Source organism: Phaeospirillum tilakii, assembly GCF_042683125.1.
GTDB lineage: Bacteria > Pseudomonadota > Alphaproteobacteria > Rhodospirillales > Magnetospirillaceae > Phaeospirillum > Phaeospirillum tilakii.
In genome coordinates this window covers 38,681-56,362 of record NZ_JBHUIY010000006.1, presented here as the reverse complement: position 1 = coordinate 56,362, position 17,682 = coordinate 38,681, and the positions used below count along the sequence as shown (strand labels likewise).

The 17,682-nt window shown below is 68.7% G+C and carries 17 protein-coding genes and 1 tRNA gene; 13 read left to right on the top strand and 5 right to left on the bottom strand.

The features are described 5' to 3' along the window. Positions 1-262 precede the first annotated feature (262 nt). The 10 genes from secY (at position 263) to ACFSNB_RS04685 (ending at position 9,349) form a co-directional block, all read left to right on the top strand. Positions 263-1,609 carry a preprotein translocase subunit SecY gene (gene secY, locus ACFSNB_RS04730; protein WP_377314886.1) on the top strand — a complete coding sequence of 449 codons (1,347 nt, stop codon included), beginning with the start codon at positions 263-265 and terminating at the stop codon, positions 1,607-1,609. Between the two features lie 62 nt (positions 1,610-1,671). Then, positions 1,672-2,325 (top strand): adenylate kinase, encoded by a 654-nt coding sequence (locus ACFSNB_RS04725; protein ID WP_377314885.1) that lies wholly within the window; start codon positions 1,672-1,674, stop codon positions 2,323-2,325. Between the two features lie 232 nt (positions 2,326-2,557). Next, positions 2,558-2,935, top strand: coding sequence for a 30S ribosomal protein S13 (gene rpsM / locus ACFSNB_RS04720; RefSeq protein WP_377314884.1), 378 nt, complete (start codon positions 2,558-2,560; stop codon positions 2,933-2,935). A gap of 12 nt (positions 2,936-2,947) precedes the next feature. Further along, positions 2,948-3,343 carry a 30S ribosomal protein S11 gene (rpsK, locus tag ACFSNB_RS04715; protein WP_377314883.1) on the top strand — a complete coding sequence of 132 codons (396 nt, stop codon included), beginning with the start codon at positions 2,948-2,950 and terminating at the stop codon, positions 3,341-3,343. A gap of 114 nt (positions 3,344-3,457) precedes the next feature. After that, positions 3,458-4,474: a DNA-directed RNA polymerase subunit alpha gene (locus tag ACFSNB_RS04710; RefSeq protein WP_377314882.1), complete on the top strand. Its 1,017-nt coding sequence runs from the start codon at positions 3,458-3,460 to the stop codon at positions 4,472-4,474. Positions 4,475-4,663: 189 nt separating this feature from the next. After that, positions 4,664-5,086, top strand: a complete 423-nt coding sequence (gene rplQ / locus ACFSNB_RS04705; protein WP_377314881.1) for a 50S ribosomal protein L17 — start codon at positions 4,664-4,666, stop codon at positions 5,084-5,086. 557 nt (positions 5,087-5,643) lie between these two features. Further along, complete coding sequence (locus ACFSNB_RS04700) at positions 5,644-6,156, top strand: phosphate-starvation-inducible PsiE family protein (RefSeq protein ID WP_377314880.1); 513 nt, start codon at positions 5,644-5,646, stop codon at positions 6,154-6,156. A 139-nt stretch (positions 6,157-6,295) separates the two neighbouring features. After that, a complete protein-coding gene (locus tag ACFSNB_RS04695; RefSeq protein ID WP_377314879.1) occupies positions 6,296-6,760 on the top strand; it encodes a hypothetical protein in 465 nt (154 codons plus the stop codon). A gap of 422 nt (positions 6,761-7,182) precedes the next feature. Further along, positions 7,183-8,430, top strand: a complete 1,248-nt coding sequence (locus ACFSNB_RS04690; protein WP_377314878.1) for an OmpA family protein — start codon at positions 7,183-7,185, stop codon at positions 8,428-8,430. A 70-nt stretch (positions 8,431-8,500) separates the two neighbouring features. Further along, the gene (locus ACFSNB_RS04685) at positions 8,501-9,349 is read left to right on the top strand and encodes a hypothetical protein (RefSeq protein WP_377314877.1); all 849 of its coding nucleotides are present in this window, start codon (positions 8,501-8,503) and stop codon (positions 9,347-9,349) included. A 128-nt stretch (positions 9,350-9,477) separates the two neighbouring features. On the opposite strand, the gene ACFSNB_RS04680 is transcribed toward ACFSNB_RS04685, so the two are convergent. Next, entirely contained in the window at positions 9,478-10,509 is a 1,032-nt protein-coding gene (locus ACFSNB_RS04680) for a TerC/Alx family metal homeostasis membrane protein (protein WP_377314876.1), read from the bottom strand. A gap of 355 nt (positions 10,510-10,864) precedes the next feature. Between ACFSNB_RS04680 and ACFSNB_RS04675 the strand changes: the two genes are divergently transcribed. Then, on the top strand, positions 10,865-11,557 hold the full coding sequence (locus ACFSNB_RS04675; protein WP_377314875.1) for a response regulator: 693 nt from the start codon (positions 10,865-10,867) through the stop codon (positions 11,555-11,557). Positions 11,558-11,567: 10 nt separating this feature from the next. Here the strand turns inward: ACFSNB_RS04675 and ACFSNB_RS04670 are convergent, their stop codons facing one another. From ACFSNB_RS04670 to ACFSNB_RS04655, 4 genes are all read right to left on the bottom strand, one after another. Beyond that, positions 11,568-12,593 carry a hypothetical protein gene (locus tag ACFSNB_RS04670; protein WP_377314874.1) on the bottom strand — a complete coding sequence of 342 codons (1,026 nt, stop codon included), beginning with the start codon at positions 12,591-12,593 and terminating at the stop codon, positions 11,568-11,570. A gap of 91 nt (positions 12,594-12,684) precedes the next feature. Beyond that, positions 12,685-13,164 (bottom strand): hypothetical protein, encoded by a 480-nt coding sequence (locus ACFSNB_RS04665; protein WP_377314873.1) that lies wholly within the window; start codon positions 13,162-13,164, stop codon positions 12,685-12,687. Between the two features lie 394 nt (positions 13,165-13,558). Next, positions 13,559-13,635: transfer RNA gene (locus ACFSNB_RS04660), tRNA-Arg, on the bottom strand. Positions 13,636-13,908: 273 nt separating this feature from the next. Then, positions 13,909-15,210, bottom strand: a complete 1,302-nt coding sequence (locus tag ACFSNB_RS04655) for a glycoside hydrolase family 5 protein (protein ID WP_377314872.1) — start codon at positions 15,208-15,210, stop codon at positions 13,909-13,911. A gap of 285 nt (positions 15,211-15,495) precedes the next feature. Here ACFSNB_RS04655 and ACFSNB_RS04650 point away from each other — a divergent pair, with 285 nt between their 5' ends. Further along, positions 15,496-16,809: a GntT/GntP/DsdX family permease gene (locus tag ACFSNB_RS04650; RefSeq protein ID WP_377314871.1), complete on the top strand. Its 1,314-nt coding sequence runs from the start codon at positions 15,496-15,498 to the stop codon at positions 16,807-16,809. A gap of 90 nt (positions 16,810-16,899) precedes the next feature. After that, positions 16,900-17,673 (top strand): DUF6125 family protein, encoded by a 774-nt coding sequence (locus tag ACFSNB_RS04645; RefSeq protein ID WP_377314870.1) that lies wholly within the window; start codon positions 16,900-16,902, stop codon positions 17,671-17,673. Positions 17,674-17,682: the final 9 nt, after the last annotated feature.

Here is a 17,682-nt window from a genome sequence, read left to right as displayed (position 1 = left end):
GCGCCTTCGGGTTTAGCAGCGCGAGGGGGGGCGTCGTCCGGCGCCGCCCCTTTCGCCTGCCCGCCGTCCGCCGCCGGGCCGCCGCCCGGATCCGCCGCCTGGCGCCGTCCTGGGCGCGCGATGTCCCGGACCCCTTATTTTCCGTCCTCGAAAACAAGGGGCCTCCCGGTTCGGCATCGCCGAAAGGGGGTGGTGGTCGGGGCGCGGATGGCGTAAACGAAAGCGACGATCGACCCCGAATCTTTCGCACCGGGAGTAACGCATGGTCTCCGCTGCCGAGCAGCTCGCCTCCAACCTCAATTTCGGCGTGTTCGCCAAGGCCACCGATCTCAAGAAACGGATCTGGTTCACCCTGGGCGCGCTGGTGGTGTACCGCCTGGGCACCTGGATCCCCCTGCCTGGGGTCGATCCGCACATCCTGGGCGAGCTGTTCAAGCAGAACGGCGGCGGCATCCTCGGCATGTTCGACATGCTGGCCGGCGGCGCGTTGCATCGCATGACGATCTTCGCGCTCAACATCATGCCCTACATCACCGCCTCGATCATCATTCAGCTGATGACCTCGGTGGTGCCCTCGCTCGAATCGATGAAGAAGGAAGGCGAGTCCGGGCGCAAGAAGATCAACCAGTACACCCGCTATCTGACCCTGGTGATCGCCACCGCCCAGGCCTACGGCATGGCGGTCGGACTGGAGAGCATGCACGGCCCGGCCGGGTCGGCGGTGTTCATGGACAGCCATCTGCTGTTCCGCTTCTCGGCGGTGTGCACCCTGGTCGGCGGCACCCTGTTCCTGATGTGGCTGGGCGAGCAGATCACCGCGCGCGGCATCGGTCAGGGCACCTCGCTGATCATCATGGCCGGCATCGTCGCCGAACTGCCGGCGGCGATCGGCAGCACCCTCGAGCTGGGCCGCACCGGCGCGCTGCCGGTGCTGCTGATCCTCGGCATCCTGGCGATGGTGGTGGCGGTGATCGCCTTCATCGTGTTCCTCGAGCGCGCCCAGCGCCGGATCATCGTCCAGTATCCGAAGCGTCAGGTCGGCAACAAGATGTATGGCGGCGAGGCCTCGCATCTGCCGCTCAAGGTCAACACCTCGGGCGTGATCCCGCCGATCTTCGCCAGCTCGATCCTGCTGATGCCGGCGACGGTGGCCCAGCTGGCCGCCCAGGGCGGGCCGGACTGGCTGGTGGCGGCCAGTTCGCTGATCGGCCACGGCCAGCCGCTCTACATCGCGCTGTACGTCGCCCTGATCGTGTTCTTCGCCTTCTTCTACACCTCGATCGTGTTCAACCCGGTCGATACCGCCGACAACATGAAGAAGTATGGCGGCTTCATCCCCGGCTACCGTCCGGGCAAGGCCACCGCCGACTTCCTCGATTACGTGCTGACCCGCCTCACCGTGATCGGCGCGGCCTATCTCGCCGCCTTGTCGGTGCTGCCCGAGATCCTGATCTCGAAATTCTCGCTGCCGTTCTATTTCGGCGGCACCAGCCTGCTGATCGTGGTGTCGGTGACGATGGACACGGTGGCGCAGATCCAGTCCCACCTGCTGGCGCACCAGTACGAGGGCCTGATCAAGAAGGCGCGGCTGCGCAGCAGCCGCCGATAATGGCTCGGCGGCGGCGCTCGGGCGCCGCCGCCGGCAGCAACCAAGTGGGGAGGGAGGCTCGAATGGACATCATCCTGCTGGGGCCGCCGGGTGGCGGCAAGGGAACCCAGGCCAAGCGCCTGCAGGAGCGTTACGGCCTGATCCAGCTTTCGACCGGTGACATGCTGCGTGCCGCCGTCGCCGCCGGCACCGAGGTCGGCAAGCGCGCCAAGGCGGTGATGGATGCCGGCCAGCTGGTGTCGGACGAGATCGTGATCGCCATCATCGACGAGCGGCTCGACCAGCCCGACGTCGCCTGGGGCGCCACCTTCGACGGCTTCCCCCGCACCGTGGCCCAGGCCGAGGCGCTCGACGCCCTGCTGGCCCGGCGCGGCCGCCGCATCGCCGCGGCGATCGAGATCCGCGTTCCCGACGATTACATCGTCGAGCGCATCACCGGCCGCTTCACCTGTGCCAAGTGCGGCGCCGGCTATCACGACAAGTTCCAGCAGCCGAAGGCCGAGGGGGTGTGCGACCAGTGCGGCGGCACCGACTTCGTCCGTCGCCCCGACGATTCGGTCGAGACGGTGACCAAGCGGCTGGAGACCTATCATGCCCAGACCGCGCCGCTGCTGCCGTTCTATCAGGCGCAGGGCAAGCTGGTCGCGGTCGACGGCACCCAGGAGATCGAGGCGGTGACCCGGTCGCTTCAGGCGATCCTCGACCGTCCCGCCTGATCGGGCGAGGGGAGGGCCGGGCGAGGATCCGGCCCCCTTTGGCCAAGCTTGGACCGCCGGCGGGCCCGGTCGGTTTCGAGCGGCGAGACGGTTGACTTTTTTCCGTGTCGCCCTATAATCCCGCACCTTCGGTTTTCCCGCCCTGGGAAAGGCCTTGGGCTGCGTTTTGTCGCTAACAGCTCCGGGCGGGTGTGTCCTGGCGCGGATTTATCTGGTGAAGGAGTAACCAGCTTTGGCTCGTATCGCTGGCGTCAATATTCCGACGAACAAGCGCGTCGTCATCGCGTTGACCTACATTCACGGTATCGGCCGGTCCAAGGCCATCGAAATCACCACCACGCTGGGCATCCCGGAGGATCGTCGCGTCAATCAGCTGAGCGACGACGAGGTTCTCAAGATCCGTGAGCTGATCGACCGCGACTTCCAGGTCGAGGGCGATCTGCGCCGCGCCGTGGCGATGAACATCAAACGTCTGATGGACCTCGGCTGCTATCGCGGCCTGCGCCACCGTCGCGGCCTGCCGGTCCGCGGCCAGCGCACCCACACGAATGCCCGTACCCGCAAGGGTCCGGCCAAGCCGATCGCCGGCAAGAAGAAAGTGACGAAGTAAGGAATACCTCAGATGGCAAAGCCTGCTGTCGCCGCGCGTCCCCGTCGTCGCGAGCGCAAGAACATCACTTCGGGCGTGGCGCATGTCAACGCGACGTTCAACAACACCATGATCACCATCACCGACGCCCAGGGCAACACCATTTCCTGGTCTTCGGCGGGGATGCAGGGCTTCAAGGGCTCCCGCAAATCCACCCCCTACGCCGCCCAGGTCGCGGCCGAGGATGCCGGCCGCAAGGCGTCGGAACACGGCATGCGCACCCTCGAGGTCGAGGTGAAGGGCCCGGGCGCCGGCCGCGAATCCGCGCTGCGCGCCCTGCAGGCGGTGGGCTTCCAGATCACGTCGATCCGCGACGTCACGCCGATCCCGCACAACGGGTGCCGGCCGCGCAAGCGTCGCCGCGTCTGATCGGGTCACTATACGGAACCTGCGCCGCCGGGTCGCCGCTCCCTGTGGGAGTGGCGACCCGGCGGCAGCGTCGTTCCGGTCCCCCCTCCCTGATCCCAGCATGAGGTCACGCTCGTGATTCAGAAGAACTGGCAGGAACTGATTAAGCCGAGCAAGCTCAGCATCGAGCCGGGCGCCGATCCGCGGCGTGTCGCGGTGGTGGTGGCCGAGCCGCTCGAACGCGGCTTCGGCATGACGCTCGGCAATTCGCTGCGGCGGGTGCTGCTGTCGTCGCTGCAAGGGGCGGCCGTCACCGCGATCCAGATCGAAGGCGTGCTGCACGAATTCTCGTCGATCCCCGGCGTGCGGGAAGATGTCACCGACATCATCCTCAACATCAAGACGATGGGGCTCCGCATGCATGGCGAGGGCCCGAAGCGGATGCATCTGCGCGCCACCGGCCCGGGCGAGGTCAAGGCCGGCATGATCGAGGTCGGTCACGACATCGAGATCATGGATCCCGATCTGGTTCTCTGCACCCTCGACAACGGCGCCCAGCTCAACGTCGAATTCACCGTCGAGACCGGCAAGGGCTATGTCCCGGCGTCGCAGAACCGTCCCGAGGATTCGCCGATCGGCCTCATTCCGATCGACGCGATCTTCTCGCCGATCCGCCGCGTCGCCTACAAGGTCGAGAACACCCGCGTCGGCCAGGTCACCGATTATGACAAGCTGTCGCTGACGATCGAGACCAACGGCTCGGTGACCCCCGAGGATTCGGTGGCGCTGGCCGCCCGCATCCTGCAGGACCAGCTTCAGCTCTTCATCAATTTCGAGGAGCCGACCCAGGTGGTCGAGGAAGAGAAGCGCGACGAGCTTCCCTTCAACAAGAACCTGCTGCGCAAGGTCGACGAGCTCGAACTGTCGGTCCGTTCGGCCAACTGCCTGAAGAACGACAACATCATCTATATCGGCGATCTGGTCCAGAAGACCGAGGCCGAGATGCTCCGCACCCCGAATTTCGGGCGCAAGTCCTTGAACGAGATCAAGGAAGTGCTGGCGCAGATGGGCCTCCATCTCGGCATGGAGATCCCCAACTGGCCGCCCGAGAACATCGAGGAGCTGGCCAAGAAGCTCGAGGAGCCCTACTGAGGCGCTCCCCCCTGATCCGGGCGCCGGCCCCCGGTCCGCTTGCGGACCCGTGCGGCCGGCGCCCGTTCATCTGTCCCTGAGGGTCATCCCGACCCGTCCCGGCCGTTCACGCCCGCGTCCTGCGGGGTGGCGTCCCGGTCCCACCATCGGTCTCGCCCGGCGAGGCCCAGGCGACGAGGAGAGTTTTCAATGCGTCATGGTATGTCCGGCCGCAAGCTGAACCGCGACAGTTCGGCCCGCAAGGCCCTGTTCGTCAGCCTGTCGAACGCCTTGCTGAAGCACGAGCAGATCCGCACCACCCTGCCCAAGGCCAAGGATCTCCGCCCGATCGTCGAGCGGCTGATCACCCTGGGCAAGCGCGGTGACCTGCATGCCCGCCGTCAGGCTTATGCCTTCCTGCGCGATGACAAGGTGGTCGCCAAGCTGTTCGCGGTGATCGGCCCGCGCTATCAGGCCCGCAACGGCGGTTACACCCGCGTGCTGAAGGCCGGCTTCCGCTACGGCGACTGCGCCGCGATGGCGATCATCGAGCTGGTCGACCGCGATCCGGCCGCCAAGGGCACCGATTCCGGCCCGACCGCCGAGAAGGCCAGCGAAGAGTCGGAAGACTAACGCTTCCCACCCGGGGGCGCCCCGCGGCGCTCCCGGGCCTCTTTCATTCCCGCCTCGTCCTGTCCCCCGCCGGCCCCTGCCGCGCGGGCTTTGTCACGTCTGCGTCACGGTTCTTGACAAGGGGGGCGGACCGCGCAATACTATAGGCGTGATGAAGAGGAAAGGAACCCAAGACTTCGCGAAGTAGAGTGCTCATCTTGCTAATGAACCTCACCACGTATGTGGGCTCCACTCAAGAGGAGGAGGACATAGTCAAGGAAAATACTCCACCGGGTCAAGTGTAGGGTGTCTGCAGGAATGACACCAGTCTTTCACATCACTGAATACAATGCGTCGGCGTTCCAGCCGAATCCATAGGGTCCAAAGACCTGTGACAACAGTCACCAGCCCCGCGGTGAGCCAGCCTCCCGCGGGGCTTCGACTGTCTGGCGGCCGCGTCCGGGCCGGCCTTGCGGCAGGGCAGGGCACGCCCGGTTTTCCCTACCGGCACCGGTGGACAGCGGCGGGCGGGTGACGGATGATCGGGACGGTTGCCGCTTCCTCGGAAGGACACGTCCATGACTCCCCCTGATCACGCTCCCCCTGCCACCCCCCTGGTCGCTCTCGCCACCCGGGCGTTTCACCGGCTCGAAACCATTGCCTACATCGTGCTCGGGCTGATGCTGGCGGTGGCGATCCTGATCGGGATCGGCACCGCCGGCCAGGCCCTGTTCGGGGCGGTCGCCGAGTTCGGCCAGGTTGAGCATCTGATCGTCGCCATCGACCGCCTGCTGTTCGTGCTGATGATCGTCGAGATCCTCCACACCGTGCGCGAATCCTTCCGCTCCGGCTCGCTGGTGGCCGAGCCGTTCCTGGTGGTCGGCCTGATCGCCTCGATCCGGCGCATCCTCTCGATCACCCTGCAATCCTCCCAGGTCACCGAGGGCGGCAAATGGACCCCGGAGCATCAGGCCTATCTCCAGTCCACCATGATCGAACTGGTGATCCTGGGCGGGCTGATCCTGGTGATGGTCGTCTCGATCTGTTTCCTCAAATACAGCCGGCGTCGGGACCAGCCGCCGGGCGGCTGAGGCCGGCCGGCCCATGCTTCCGGCCGGTGCGGCGGGGGTTGCGTGCCTTCCCTCGCTGCGCCGATACTGCCGCCGCGCCTGGCGGGTCGGCAGCCCCGCCGGGGCACCAGGGGTGGACGCTGCCGAAGGATCCGACCCGATGTTGTTCGCTGAACTGTTTCATCCGCTGGTCGCGCGCGTCACGCTCGGCCTGTTTGCCCTGATCTGGGGCGCCGCCGTCGCCGCCGGCCTGTTCGCCGACACCGAACTGATGGTGTTCATCAAGGAAGTGGCGGTGTGGTCTCTGTTCCTGCTGGTGCCGGCGGCGATGCTGACCGCCGCCACCGGCCTGCGCCTCGGCTATGGCCGGCCCGGCCCGATCACCGCGCGCAAGCGGCGCCGGCTGCGGCTGATCGTCGCCGTCGCGGTGGTGGTGCTGTTGCCGGCGACCCTTGCCCTCGATGCCCTGGTCCAGCAGGGTCAGGCCGGCTCGACCCTGTTCCTCGTCCTGCAGGGGGTCGAACTGATCGCCGGTCTGCTCACCCTGGGTCTGATGGTCGTCAGCGTGCGCGACGGTCTGCTGGCCAAGCGCGAGGCCCGGGCGGCCGCGTCGCCGGGCGTCTGAGGCCAAGGGCCGCGCCTGGGATAATACCTGCGTTTCTGGCGGGGCTGCCGCCCCGCCACCCCGCCTGGGGGCTGGCGCCCCCAGACCCTCCCTTTTCCTCTTCTCTAGAACCGGCTCGGCGCGTCTCCCGCGCCGCGTGCGCACGGCTTTGATCCGCCCTGGGAGTATTGGCCTAGGGTGATTGGCCTATGCGCTCTATTCACTTATGCAGCAAACCAACCCGTGTCTGGACAGATATCCTACGAAGGGTATTATCAAGGCACAGAACTGCCATGCCATGGGACATATCTCTATTGCCACGGAGGGTCCGGGCATCGCGTCGAGGGGCGCCGGGCGCGCGCGGAAAACGGGGGGGACCACAACCAGAATGTCAGGACGGTAAGTCGATGCGGACGTAATTCCGGTCAAGCAAGGAGCTGGACATGAAGAACATCGTGCAATGGGCGGGAATTTGTGCGGCGGCGACCATGGCTGCCTGCGCGCTTCCTGATGAAGTCGCCGACGTCCAGGATGTCCTGGGGTCCCGTGCCGAAAGCGGCACGCCGTTCACCCGGGCGCTGTTCCAGGAATATCAAGCCTACACCCGTTCGGAAGTTCAGAGCGAGGTCGAGTGGGTCGATGCCGCCGCCACCGCCCGCAAGGCGCAGCGCGTCGCCGCCGGCGAGGTGGTGGCGCCCGAGGATCCGGCCGGATGGTCGGTGCCGGCGGCGCGGCGACCGGAGCTGGCTGCGGCGCACGAGCGCCTGTTGGGCTATCTCGCCGGCGGCGCCGCCGACCGGGTGCCGGCGGCCACCGCCAAGGTGCAGGTGGCGTTCGATTGCTGGCTGGAGCAGGAATCCGAGGGGCGGCCCAACGGTTCGTGCCGCTCGACCTTCCTCGCCCATGAGCCGATCCTCAAGCAGGCCCGCGCCAAGGGCGAGCAGGTCGCCGAGGCCCAGCGCCGCTATGTGGTGACCTTCGCGCTCGGCTCGGCCGAACTGACCCCGCAGGCGGCCCAGACCGTCGCCGAGGCGGCGGCGGCCCAGGCCCAGTTGCGCGCCCCGTTCGTCGCGGTGGCCGGCTATACCGACACGGTGGGCTCGGCCGACCTCAATCTGCGGCTGGCGCGCCAGCGGGCCGACGTCGTCGCCGCCGAACTGGTGCGCAAGGGCGTGCCGCCCGGGCTGATCAGCGAGGATGCCCTGGGCGAAAGCCATCTCGCCGTTGCCACCGGCGCCAACGTCGCCGAGCAGCGCAACCGCCGGGTCGAGATCGCCCTGGCCGGTCTGGCCTGGGGCCGGGGCGGCTATGGCGGCTATGCCTATGGCGATCGCGGCTACGGCTACGGCTGGGGCGGCCATGGCTGGGGCGGCTACGGCTATCACGGCTATGCGGTGTTCTTCGCCACCGGGTCGAGCCGGCTGACCTCGGATTCGGTCGAGCGGCTGAAGCAGGTGGTGGCCGACCAGAAGGCGCTCAATCCCAAGGTGGTGCGGGTGGTCGGCTTCACCGATCGCACCGGGTCGCCCGTCGCCAATGCCCGCCTCGCCGATGCCCGCGCCCGCGCGGTGGCGGCCGAGCTGTCGCGGCTGGGGGGCAGTGCCGCCGTGACCGAGTCCCGCGCCGGGTCCGGTTGGGGGCCGTCCGACAACGGGCATGCCCGCCGCGTCGAGATCCTGTTCGACTACTGATCCTTCCGGCAGGCGGCCGCCGCTCACCGGGCGCGCGCCCCCGCCGAACAAGAGATGTGGGAGAAGACCAATGAACAATTTTCGCATCACCGCGCTGATCGCCTGCGCGCTGCCCACCCTCGGAGGCTGCGCCGGCGGGCATTTCGCCAGCGAGGCCAAGCCGGTCAATCTGGTCCCCCCGGCCGAGTTGCGCGATGCGGTGCCGGCCGCCGGCTATCAGAACGATCTGACCGCCCTGGTCGGCACCATCGCCGTCTACAACCGCCAGGAACGGTCGCTCCAGGTGCTGGAGCCGATCGCCAATCCCTATGATCCGCGCACCCGTCCGGTGGTCGAGACGGTCAATCAGGTGCTGTATTCCTCGCTGGTCGATCCGAGCCTCCAGACCGATGTTCCGCTGATCACCGGCGCCCTCGGCGAGGCCGGCGGCCAGACGCTGGAAGTCACCGTCACCGACGAGGCCCACGCGATGGTGCCGGGCTACTCGGTCAGCCTGATCAACCATCTTGGCAGCCGCTATCACCCCACCAGCGACAACGAGCAGATCGTCTATGTCACCGAGGCGTGGCAGCGCCGCTTCAGCGCCGCCCTGCTGACCGGGACCGAGCACAGCCTGTGGAGCGCCAACAAGGGGGTCGACGTCTATAACGGCAAGACCTACCTGCGCACCCAGGGCTTCAAGGACGGCCGCTTCCTGACGGTGTCGGTGGTGCCGTTCTCGCGCAGCGGCGACGGTCCGGCCACCCTGGCCACCGAACCCCTGCCGACCTCGGCGGTGGCCAAGATCAAGCCGATGATCGACAATCCGGTCGCCTACACCTGGCACGGCCCGGACCAGTGGTATCGCGGCTATGGCGGTGGCTATGGCGGCGGCTATGGCTACGGTTACGGCCCCGGCTGGGGCGGGCCGGCGCGCTAGGAGCGGATCGCGCCAGGATCGCAGGATCCTGGAGAGTGAATCCGCTCTGGCGGGCGGAACGGGTGTGTGCCGAGAGGCTCTGCCTCTCGGCGCTCTCCGCGCCGGGCCAGGGGCCCGGCGGACCCGCTTCAGCCGTGGCGGTCGGGCGCGGCGTCGCGTCCCTGGCCCGGCCACAGCAGCGACGCCACCACCCCAAGCGCCAGGGTGCCGAGCACGATCAGCAGGCTGACCTGCGGGTCGATGTGGAGGAAATCCCACCCGAACACATGTTCGCCCGCCTGGAGCGTCAGCTTGAAGGCGATGAAGAACAGCAGCGCGATCACCGCCTTTTCCAGGTGGACCAGATAGCGGGTCAGCGCCGCCAGCACGAAATAGAGCGAGCGCAGGCCGAGGATGGCGAAGATCATCGCGGCATAGACCAGCAGCGGCTCCTGCGTCACCGCGATCACCGCCGGCACCGAATCGAACGCGAACATCAGGTCGGAGGCCTCGATCGCCATCAGGCAGAGGAAGGCCGGGGTGGCGAACAGCCGGGCCTTGCCCAGGGCGCCGAGCGACGGATCGGCCTCGGCCAGCCGGGTGACCGTGGCGCGGGAGACGAAGAAGCGCTCGCCGTGCAGGCGGGGGAAGATCGGCATCACCCGCCCGGTCAGCCGCACCGCCCAATGGGTCGAATAATCGGCGATCTCCTCGGCATGGCCACGGGCGGTCAGCATCTTGCAGGCCGACCACGCCACGATCGCGGCGAAGATGAAGCCGACCCACGGCGTCAGCAGGAACAGCCCGGTGCCGGCGGCGACGAACAGGGCGCGGAAGATCAGCGCGCCGAGGATGCCCCAATAGAGGATGCGGTGCTGCAACGCGCCCTTGATGCCGAACGAGGCGAAGATCGCCATGAACACCATCATGTTGTCGATCGACAGCGATTTCTCCAGCGCCACGCCGGCGAGGTAGAGGTCGGCCCACTGCCGGTCGAACCGGATCCACAGATAGGCGTAGAACGCCAGCGCCAGCCCGACCCAGAAGCCCGACCACAGCGAGGCGTCGAGAACCGAGATCTCCTTGGCCTTGCGGTGGGCGAACAGGTCCATGAACAGGGAAAAGGCGATCACCAGCAGGAAGACGAGGATCGTCTCGGTCGGGAAGCCGAAATGGGTCATGGGGGTAAAAGCCTCGACGGAGCGGACGAAGGGGAAGAGAACGGCCGGCCCGGTTCCGCCGCCTCCCTCCGGCCGAAGAAAAGCGGCGCGCCGGTCGGGTCGGGCGGAAGTCGTCGGGCCGGAATGGAAAGTCTAGGGGAAAATACTTATCGGCGCCGGAGCAATCGTGACTGCTCCGGGGGTGGTCCGGGCCGGGCAAATCTGCGGCAAGGCCCGGAGACGAGTCAACCGCTATCGCGCCGGCCCGCCGCCGGGGCGGCGGGGCCGGATTCGTCGTCCACCCCTGTTATTCGGCCTAGCCGATTCATATCTCTGGTCGATAGGCATGATCTTCCTTTGAAGCGGGATCCCGATGATGACCGATACGACCGACGCCCCTCTGCTCTCCGCCGACGATGTGGTGATGATTGCCGATGACGAGGCGTTTTCGCGTTTCCTGACCGCCGAGCTGTTCGACCAGCTGGGCAAGCCGCAGATCATCGCCGCGCGTGACGGGCACGAGGCGATGGCGCTGCTGGCCGAGCCGGCGGCGGCGGAACTGCGGGTGGTGGTCCTCGATTTCAACATGCCGGGGGTCAACGGCATCGAGGTGCTGAAGGCGATCCGCAGCGGCGGGCTGGCGGTGGCGCATGACGTGATCGTGATGATGGTCACCGGCATCGATGTGCTGGTGCTGGTGGCGGCGGCGGTGGTGCTCGACGTCGATGCCTTCCTGTCCAAGCCGACCTCGGCGGCGGTGCTGCGGCGGCATCTGACCGAACTGTTCGGCAGCGAGCGCGACTGCCAGCCGGCCGAGCGCTATGCCGCGATCGACGTCGAATGGATGGTGGCGGGGGGGCTGATCGACACCAACCTCGGCCCGGGCGAGGCGGTCGAACTGGCCGATCTGCGCGAGGGGATGGTGATCGCGCGCAACCTGCTTGACCCGTCGGGCGGGCTGGTGGTGGCGGCCGGCACCCGGGTGACGGCGCGCCTGCTGCGGCTGCTGCACTGGCTGGCCGACGCCGGGGTCAAGCTCGACGGGCTGCGGGTGGTCCGCCCCTGCTGACGGGGTCGGCTCAGGCCAGCGGCGGCAGACGGGCCTGCAACGCGGCGGGCAGCAGGCTGACCACCGGGCGGCGGGCGCGCTGCCAGAACGCCGACAGCATCAGCAGGGCCGAACCGATCAGCAACGCGGCCAGCGCCCAGGTCGCGCCCGGGGTGCCGGCGGCCTTGAACAGCGTGCCGATGGCGTAGAACACATAGATCAGGGCCGACACCAGCAGGGCGCGGCGGTCCACCGCCAGGGCGACGGCGGCGAGGCCGAGATAGGTGGCGAGGGCGATCGCGGCGGCGCCGGTCTCGGCCCCCTCGGCGTCGAGCACACCGAGGCTGGCGAAAATCGGATGGACGATCAGCGGCGCGGCGCCGAGATGGAGCCAGAAGGCGACGTCGGAGCGGCGGGTGACCCGCAGCCGGTCGCGCCCGTCCCACCACATCGCCAGGGCGAAGGTGGCGAGGCCGCCGGTGAACAGCAGCGGCAACGCCATGCCCGCGTGGCGCAGCGCGGGGAACAGCGACAGCAGCAGGATGGCGATGGACAGCAGGACCGCGCCGGTGCCGGCGGCGAAGGTGATCGGCACCATGAAGCGGCGCCAGTGCAGCCAGGCGGCGCCGGCGGTCAGCGCGGCGCAGCCGGCCAGCCGCAGGTCGGGATTGTCGAACCAGTCGGCGGCGGTCGGGGCGACCAGTCCGGCGGCGGCGGTGAACACCCCGCCGACGAAGCCGAGCAGCAGCAGGATACTGGGCAGGGCCATCCGGCGGCGGCGGGTGAAGATCTCGGCCAGGCCCCAACTGAGGGCGGCGACGGCCAGCCCGCCGCCACCGGGCAGGACCCGCCCGCCCAGCCAGCCGGCGGCGACCAGCATCAGCAGGGCGGCGATGGCGACGAAGATGTCATTGAAGCCGGACAGCAGCCGGAAATGCTCCTCGTCGGCGGCCGGCCCGGCGCGATGCTGGGCGGTAAAGCTGCGCAGGGCGGTTGCCGCCTCGGGGGTCAGCACCCCGGCGGCGACCGCCGCGTCGATGTCGCTTTCGGTGTACATCCGCCCGCGCCGCTCCATGCCGATGGGGAAATCCGCCCGAAAGTGAGCCAGCCGGCCGGCGCGGTCAAGCGCGGCGGGTGCCGCTCGGCTCTCAGCGCAGAATCTCGGCCATTACGGCCAGCAGGCTGGCCCTGGCCTTCTCCCCGTTCGACAACGTCGCCGCCAGCACCACTTCTTCGGCAATACATTCGAAGGTCTCGTCATGAAAGGCGAACACGAAATGCCGGTACCGGTCGTAGCGGCGCGGGTCATGCCGGGGATGGACGCGGTTGAGCCGCTCCAGGGCACGACACCAGGAGGAATGGCGGACCTCGTACACCCCACCGGGCGTCAAACCGCGTTGTGCCAGCGGATGCCCCCGCCAGCTCTCCTCGTTCGGCGGACCGAAGAAATGGGCGAGCGAGTGAGGAAAGCGCAGCACCGCCAGTTCCTCGCCACCCGGGGCGATTTCGTAGCCCAGCATAAGGTGTTGGTCATCGGCCAGGATCAGCGGCATTGGCGCTCCCGACGCCGGCAGGGGAAGGTCCTCGATTTCGACGATCTCGTCTTTACCGTCAACCGCGTACATCATGCCTCGCCTTTTGCCGCCGAACCGACCTTCAGTCTGCCGTGGTCGGCGCTCCCGGTCAAAGGCCCCCCCTGGGCGCCGTATCCGGAGCCAATACCCCTAGCTATTTTGAGTCATTACAAAACAATCACCTTCACTCCACCTGATGGTAAGGCGGGGTGGGGCAGGATGTTTCTCATCGGACAGACGATACCCCCGGATAAGGGCGAGCTTGAACTCCCCGCCCCGACACCGGATCAGCCATGTAGAAGTCAAAGCCCCGCACGCCCCACCCTCGTGCGGGGCTTTAACTTTGGGTCATCCTGGATCGGCCGGGATCTTTTCGTTCTCTGCGGGGCTGCCGCTCCGGCTCCGGAAAAGGCGAAGGCCCCAGCGGCTTAACCGCTGGGGCCTTCAATGGCGCGCCCGGAAAGACTCGAACTTCCAACCCTCAGATTCGTAGTCTGATGCTCTATCCAATTGAGCTACGGGCGCTCGGCCGGGCCGTGAGGTCCGGCGGGGAGGCGAAACCTAACCGTAACCGAGGGGGGGCGCAAGCCTTTTTTTGATCCTGCGGCATTAACAAAAAATCATCTGGCCTCCATCCTGCGGTAAAGGCCGGAGAGTCATCATCTTCACGACTCGACAGACAGTTTTCCCGGTCGAGGGGCGAGCCTGAACTCCCCGCCCGCAGACCGAAGCCAAATCGCCATACAAAGCCCCGCACGCCCCTCCCCGTGCGGGGTTTTTGGCGTCTGAAGTACGCGGTTACGGTTGGGGCCGTTCGCGGCAGGCGGCGGGCAGGGTCGCGGCGGTCAGCGAATCGAGATAGCAGGCGTTGATCCGGGCCCGGTCGGGCGTCAGCGCGTCGAGATAGGCCCACAGGATGGCCTTGGCTCCGGCGCGGTCGAGCCCGACCTTGGCCGGGGTCGGATCCGCGATCGAGCCGGCGCGGGCGATGCGGTCCCAGCCGGGCGGCGGCACGATCGACACCGCCGTCGAGGGGGTGTCGAGGTTCTTGTAGGTCCAGAAGCTCCAGCCGAAGCCGAACCGCTCGTTGAGGCGGCGGAATTCGTCGTTCCACTGGTCGGTCGCCTCGCCGGCCTCGCCGACCAGGACCGCCGCCTGATAACGGTTGGCGAAATTGATGTAGTCCTGGATCGCCTCCGGCCCGGTGGTCGACCAGAACTGATGGTAGACGTAAACCAGATTGGGCGCGAAGGGCGGGCCGAACACCCCGATGGTCTGGCCCCATTGCGGTGCCGGCAGGAACAGGATGTGGTCGGGATCGGCCGCGCGGATCGCGGCGGCGAGGCGGCGGTAGAACGGCTCCAGCGCCGGGTTGAGGGTGTCGAGGTCGCTGTAGGTCGAGATCGGCTCGTTGAGCAGCTCATAGCCGAGCACGGTCGGATCGCCGCGATAACGGCGGGCCAGTTCGACCCACAGCGCCTCGGTCCGCCGCTGTTCGCGCGGGACGTAGAACACCAGTGGATAGCCGACCCCGTCATCGTGATTGACCCCGGTCTGGCCGCCCGGGGCGGCGTGGAGGTCGATGATCACCCGCAGCCCTTCCGCGCGGCACCAGCCGATCACCCGGTCGAGCAGGGCCCAGCCCGGGCCGCCGAAGCTCGGCGGCTGGTCGGCATCGGCGCCGTAGGGGTCGTGCTGGTCGAGGAACAGGCCGTAATGCAACGGGATCCGCACCGTGTTGAAGCCGGCGCGGCGAATCAGGGCGATGTCGGCGCGGGTGACGTAGCGGTCGCGGAAGAGCCGCCAGAATTCGCGGGCGTCGTCGGGGCCGATCAGCGCCTCGATCACCCCGGCGATGGCGCGCGGCGATTTGTGGCGCTTGAACTTGAACATGTAGCCCTCGGGCATCAGCCAGTTGCCCAGGGCGATGCCGCGAATCGCGAACGGGGTGCCGTCGGCGGCGATCAGGTGGCGGCCCTCGACCGCGATCAGGCCGGCACCGGGATCGGGCGCGGGCGCGGCGGGGGCGGGCGCGGCCAGCCACAGCGGCAGGGCGGCGAGCGCGGCGAGGATGGCGCGGCGGGCGGGCCGGTGGGCCATGCGGGGCGGAACCTCCGGGGAATCGTCGCCGCCTTGGTAGGCTGTTCGCCGGCCGGGCGCAATGATATACCTCGTTCATGCCCAAAACCGGGGATCCCTTCGCGGGGCTGCCGCCCCGGCCCCACCCGGAGCGATGCTCCGGACCTCCTTCTTTTTTGTTGAGACTCAAAATGTTCCGGGGTCTGGGGCCTCAAGGCCCCAGCGGGCGCGGGCAGAGCCCGCAAATTCGGATTCTGGCGTAAACAGGGTATAAGACCCGCTCCGCGCCGCGAAGGGAACGCCGCCTTGCTCGAATGGAATGCCGTCTATCTGCTGCTCGCGGTGGCGCTGGTCGCCGTGCTGACCGAAAAAGCCCTGGTGATGCCGCTGCTCGCCCTGCTCGCCGCCACCGGGCTCTATGGGGTGATGCAGGGCGGGGCGCCGCCCTGGACCGCCGGCGAGTTCGGCATCGGCTTCGGTCAGGCCATCGCCGCCGCCGGCCTCGCCGTGGCGGTGGGGGCGATGCTGGCCGAATGGGCCGCCACCGCCGGGGCCGGGGCGTGGCTGGCGCCGCGTCTGTCGCCCCGGGCGCGTCAGGCCGGCATCGCTCTGTTCGGCCTGCTCGCCGGGCTGGGTGGCCAGCCGGTGGCGGCGCTGGCGATCCTGGCCCCGCTGCTGCGGGCGGCCGGCATCGCCCGCGCCCGGCTGACCCTGACCGCCACCGCCATGATCAACGCCGCTCAGGGCAGCCTGTTGCCGGCGCCGCTGCCGGTCGCCGCCCTGACCATCCTCGATGGTGACTGGCGGCGCGGTCTGCTGTTCGGCCTGCTCGCCGCTTTGGCCCAGGGTGCGGTCGGAATCCTGCTGGCCCGGCGCGGCCCGCCCGGCGCGGCGATGGCAGAGACGGCGGGGACGGCGGCGCCCCGGGCCCGTGCCGGCCTTGCCCTGCCGCTGCTGACCCTGGCCCTGATCGCCCTGCTGATCGCCCAGTCGCTCGGCCAGATCGCCGCCGAGCCGTTCGGCGGCGGCCCGATCCGCGAGAACCTGCTGGGGGCGGGGCGGCCGATGCTCCTGGCCTGGGTCGGGCTGGGCGGCGCGTTGCTGCTGTTCGGCGGCTGGCGGCGCGGCCTGCTGGGCGAAGACGGGCCGCTGGCCCGGGGCCTCGCCGTCAGTGCCGGGCTGGTGCTGACGATCGGAACCGCCGGTGGCTTCGGCATGATCCTGCACAATAGCGGGATGGCGGTGGTGGTGGCGGAAGCGGTGCCGCGCCTCGGCGCCGGCCTGCCGGCCGGTCTGGCCCTGGCGGTGCCGTTCCTGATCGCCCTGGTCAGCCGGGCCTTGCAGGGCTCGCCCCTGACCGCCACCCTGACCGCGGCGGGGATGATGCAGCCGCTGCTGGCCCCGCTCGGCCTCGGCGATGGCGACGGCCGCGTTCTGGCCGCGCTGGCGGTGGGGGCCGGCAGCATGGCGCTGCCCCATGTCAATGACGGCTATTTCTGGCTGGCCAACCATCTCGCCGGCTTCCGCGCCGCCGAGGGCCTGCGCCGGGTCAGCGGCGGCGCGCTGGTCCAGGCCCTGGCCGGTCTGGCGGTGCTGATGGCGCTGGCGGCGGCGCGGTAGCGGCCCCCCGTGCCGCGCGGGCATCTGACTGGTTGTGCATCATCCGACCTTCCCTTACCGTGGGAGGAGTTGAGCCATTCGAGGTGACCGATGCAACAGCTTTCCCCCGCCGCTCCCGTTCCCGCCGACAATGCCGCTCCCGCCGGCGAGGAGGCCGACGCGGTGGCGCGGGCGGCGCTCGACGCGGTGCGGCGGCTGGCGGTGCATTACGGCCTGTGGTTCGCCGGGGCGGTCGAGCGGTTCGGGATCGAGCCGGCGCTGGCGATGGAGCAGGAGGCCGGCGACCGGCTGCTGCCGATCCTGCTCGACCGACTGGGGCGGACGCTGGGCTTCGCCAGCCCGGACGGCCTGCCCGAGCCGCTGCTGCGGCTGGCGCCGGCCCAGCGGGAGGAACTGCTGCGCGCCCTGGCGGTGATCTGGCTGGCCGCCGACGGGGTGTGGTTCCAGGCGGTCGAACAGCGCGCCGGGATGGACGCGGCCAAGGCGGTCAATGACGGCTGCTGGTCGGCCTTTTCGCCGCTGGAGGCGGCACGGATCAAGGCGCTGGTGGGGCTGGAGGAGGGGGGCGGCCCGGCGGCGCTGGCCGAGGCGCTGCGCCACCGCCTTTACGCCGCGATCAACCGGCAGGAGATCGAGATCGAGCCCGACGGCAGCGTGGTGCTGTGGATGCGCGACTGCCGGGTGCAGTCGGCGCGGCGGCGCAAGGGCCTGCCCGATTATCCCTGCAAGTCGGCCGGGGTGGTCGAATATACCAGCTTCGCCCACACCATCGATCCCCGCCTCGAATGCAGTTGCATCGCCTGTCCGCCCGACCCCCATCCCGAAGGCTGGTATTGCGCGTGGCGCTTCCGCCTCGCCCCCTGACGGCGCCGC

Coding starts and splice junctions, on each gene's coding strand:
- secY (WP_377314886.1), top strand. CDS start 263: ATGGTCTCCGCTGCCGAGCAGCTCGCCTCCAACCTCAATTTCGGCGTG.
- ACFSNB_RS04725 (WP_377314885.1), top strand. CDS start 1,672: ATGGACATCATCCTGCTGGGGCCGCCGGGTGGCGGCAAGGGAACCCAG.
- rpsK (WP_377314883.1), top strand. CDS start 2,948: ATGGCAAAGCCTGCTGTCGCCGCGCGTCCCCGTCGTCGCGAGCGCAAG.
- rplQ (WP_377314881.1), top strand. CDS start 4,664: ATGCGTCATGGTATGTCCGGCCGCAAGCTGAACCGCGACAGTTCGGCC.
- ACFSNB_RS04700 (WP_377314880.1), top strand. CDS start 5,644: ATGACTCCCCCTGATCACGCTCCCCCTGCCACCCCCCTGGTCGCTCTC.
- ACFSNB_RS04695 (WP_377314879.1), top strand. CDS start 6,296: ATGTTGTTCGCTGAACTGTTTCATCCGCTGGTCGCGCGCGTCACGCTC.
- ACFSNB_RS04690 (WP_377314878.1), top strand. CDS start 7,183: ATGAAGAACATCGTGCAATGGGCGGGAATTTGTGCGGCGGCGACCATG.
- ACFSNB_RS04685 (WP_377314877.1), top strand. CDS start 8,501: ATGAACAATTTTCGCATCACCGCGCTGATCGCCTGCGCGCTGCCCACC.
- ACFSNB_RS04680 (WP_377314876.1), bottom strand. CDS start 10,509: ATGACCCATTTCGGCTTCCCGACCGAGACGATCCTCGTCTTCCTGCTG.
- ACFSNB_RS04675 (WP_377314875.1), top strand. CDS start 10,865: ATGACCGATACGACCGACGCCCCTCTGCTCTCCGCCGACGATGTGGTG.
- ACFSNB_RS04670 (WP_377314874.1), bottom strand. CDS start 12,593: ATGTACACCGAAAGCGACATCGACGCGGCGGTCGCCGCCGGGGTGCTG.
- ACFSNB_RS04665 (WP_377314873.1), bottom strand. CDS start 13,164: ATGATGTACGCGGTTGACGGTAAAGACGAGATCGTCGAAATCGAGGAC.
- ACFSNB_RS04655 (WP_377314872.1), bottom strand. CDS start 15,210: ATGGCCCACCGGCCCGCCCGCCGCGCCATCCTCGCCGCGCTCGCCGCC.
- ACFSNB_RS04645 (WP_377314870.1), top strand. CDS start 16,900: ATGCAACAGCTTTCCCCCGCCGCTCCCGTTCCCGCCGACAATGCCGCT.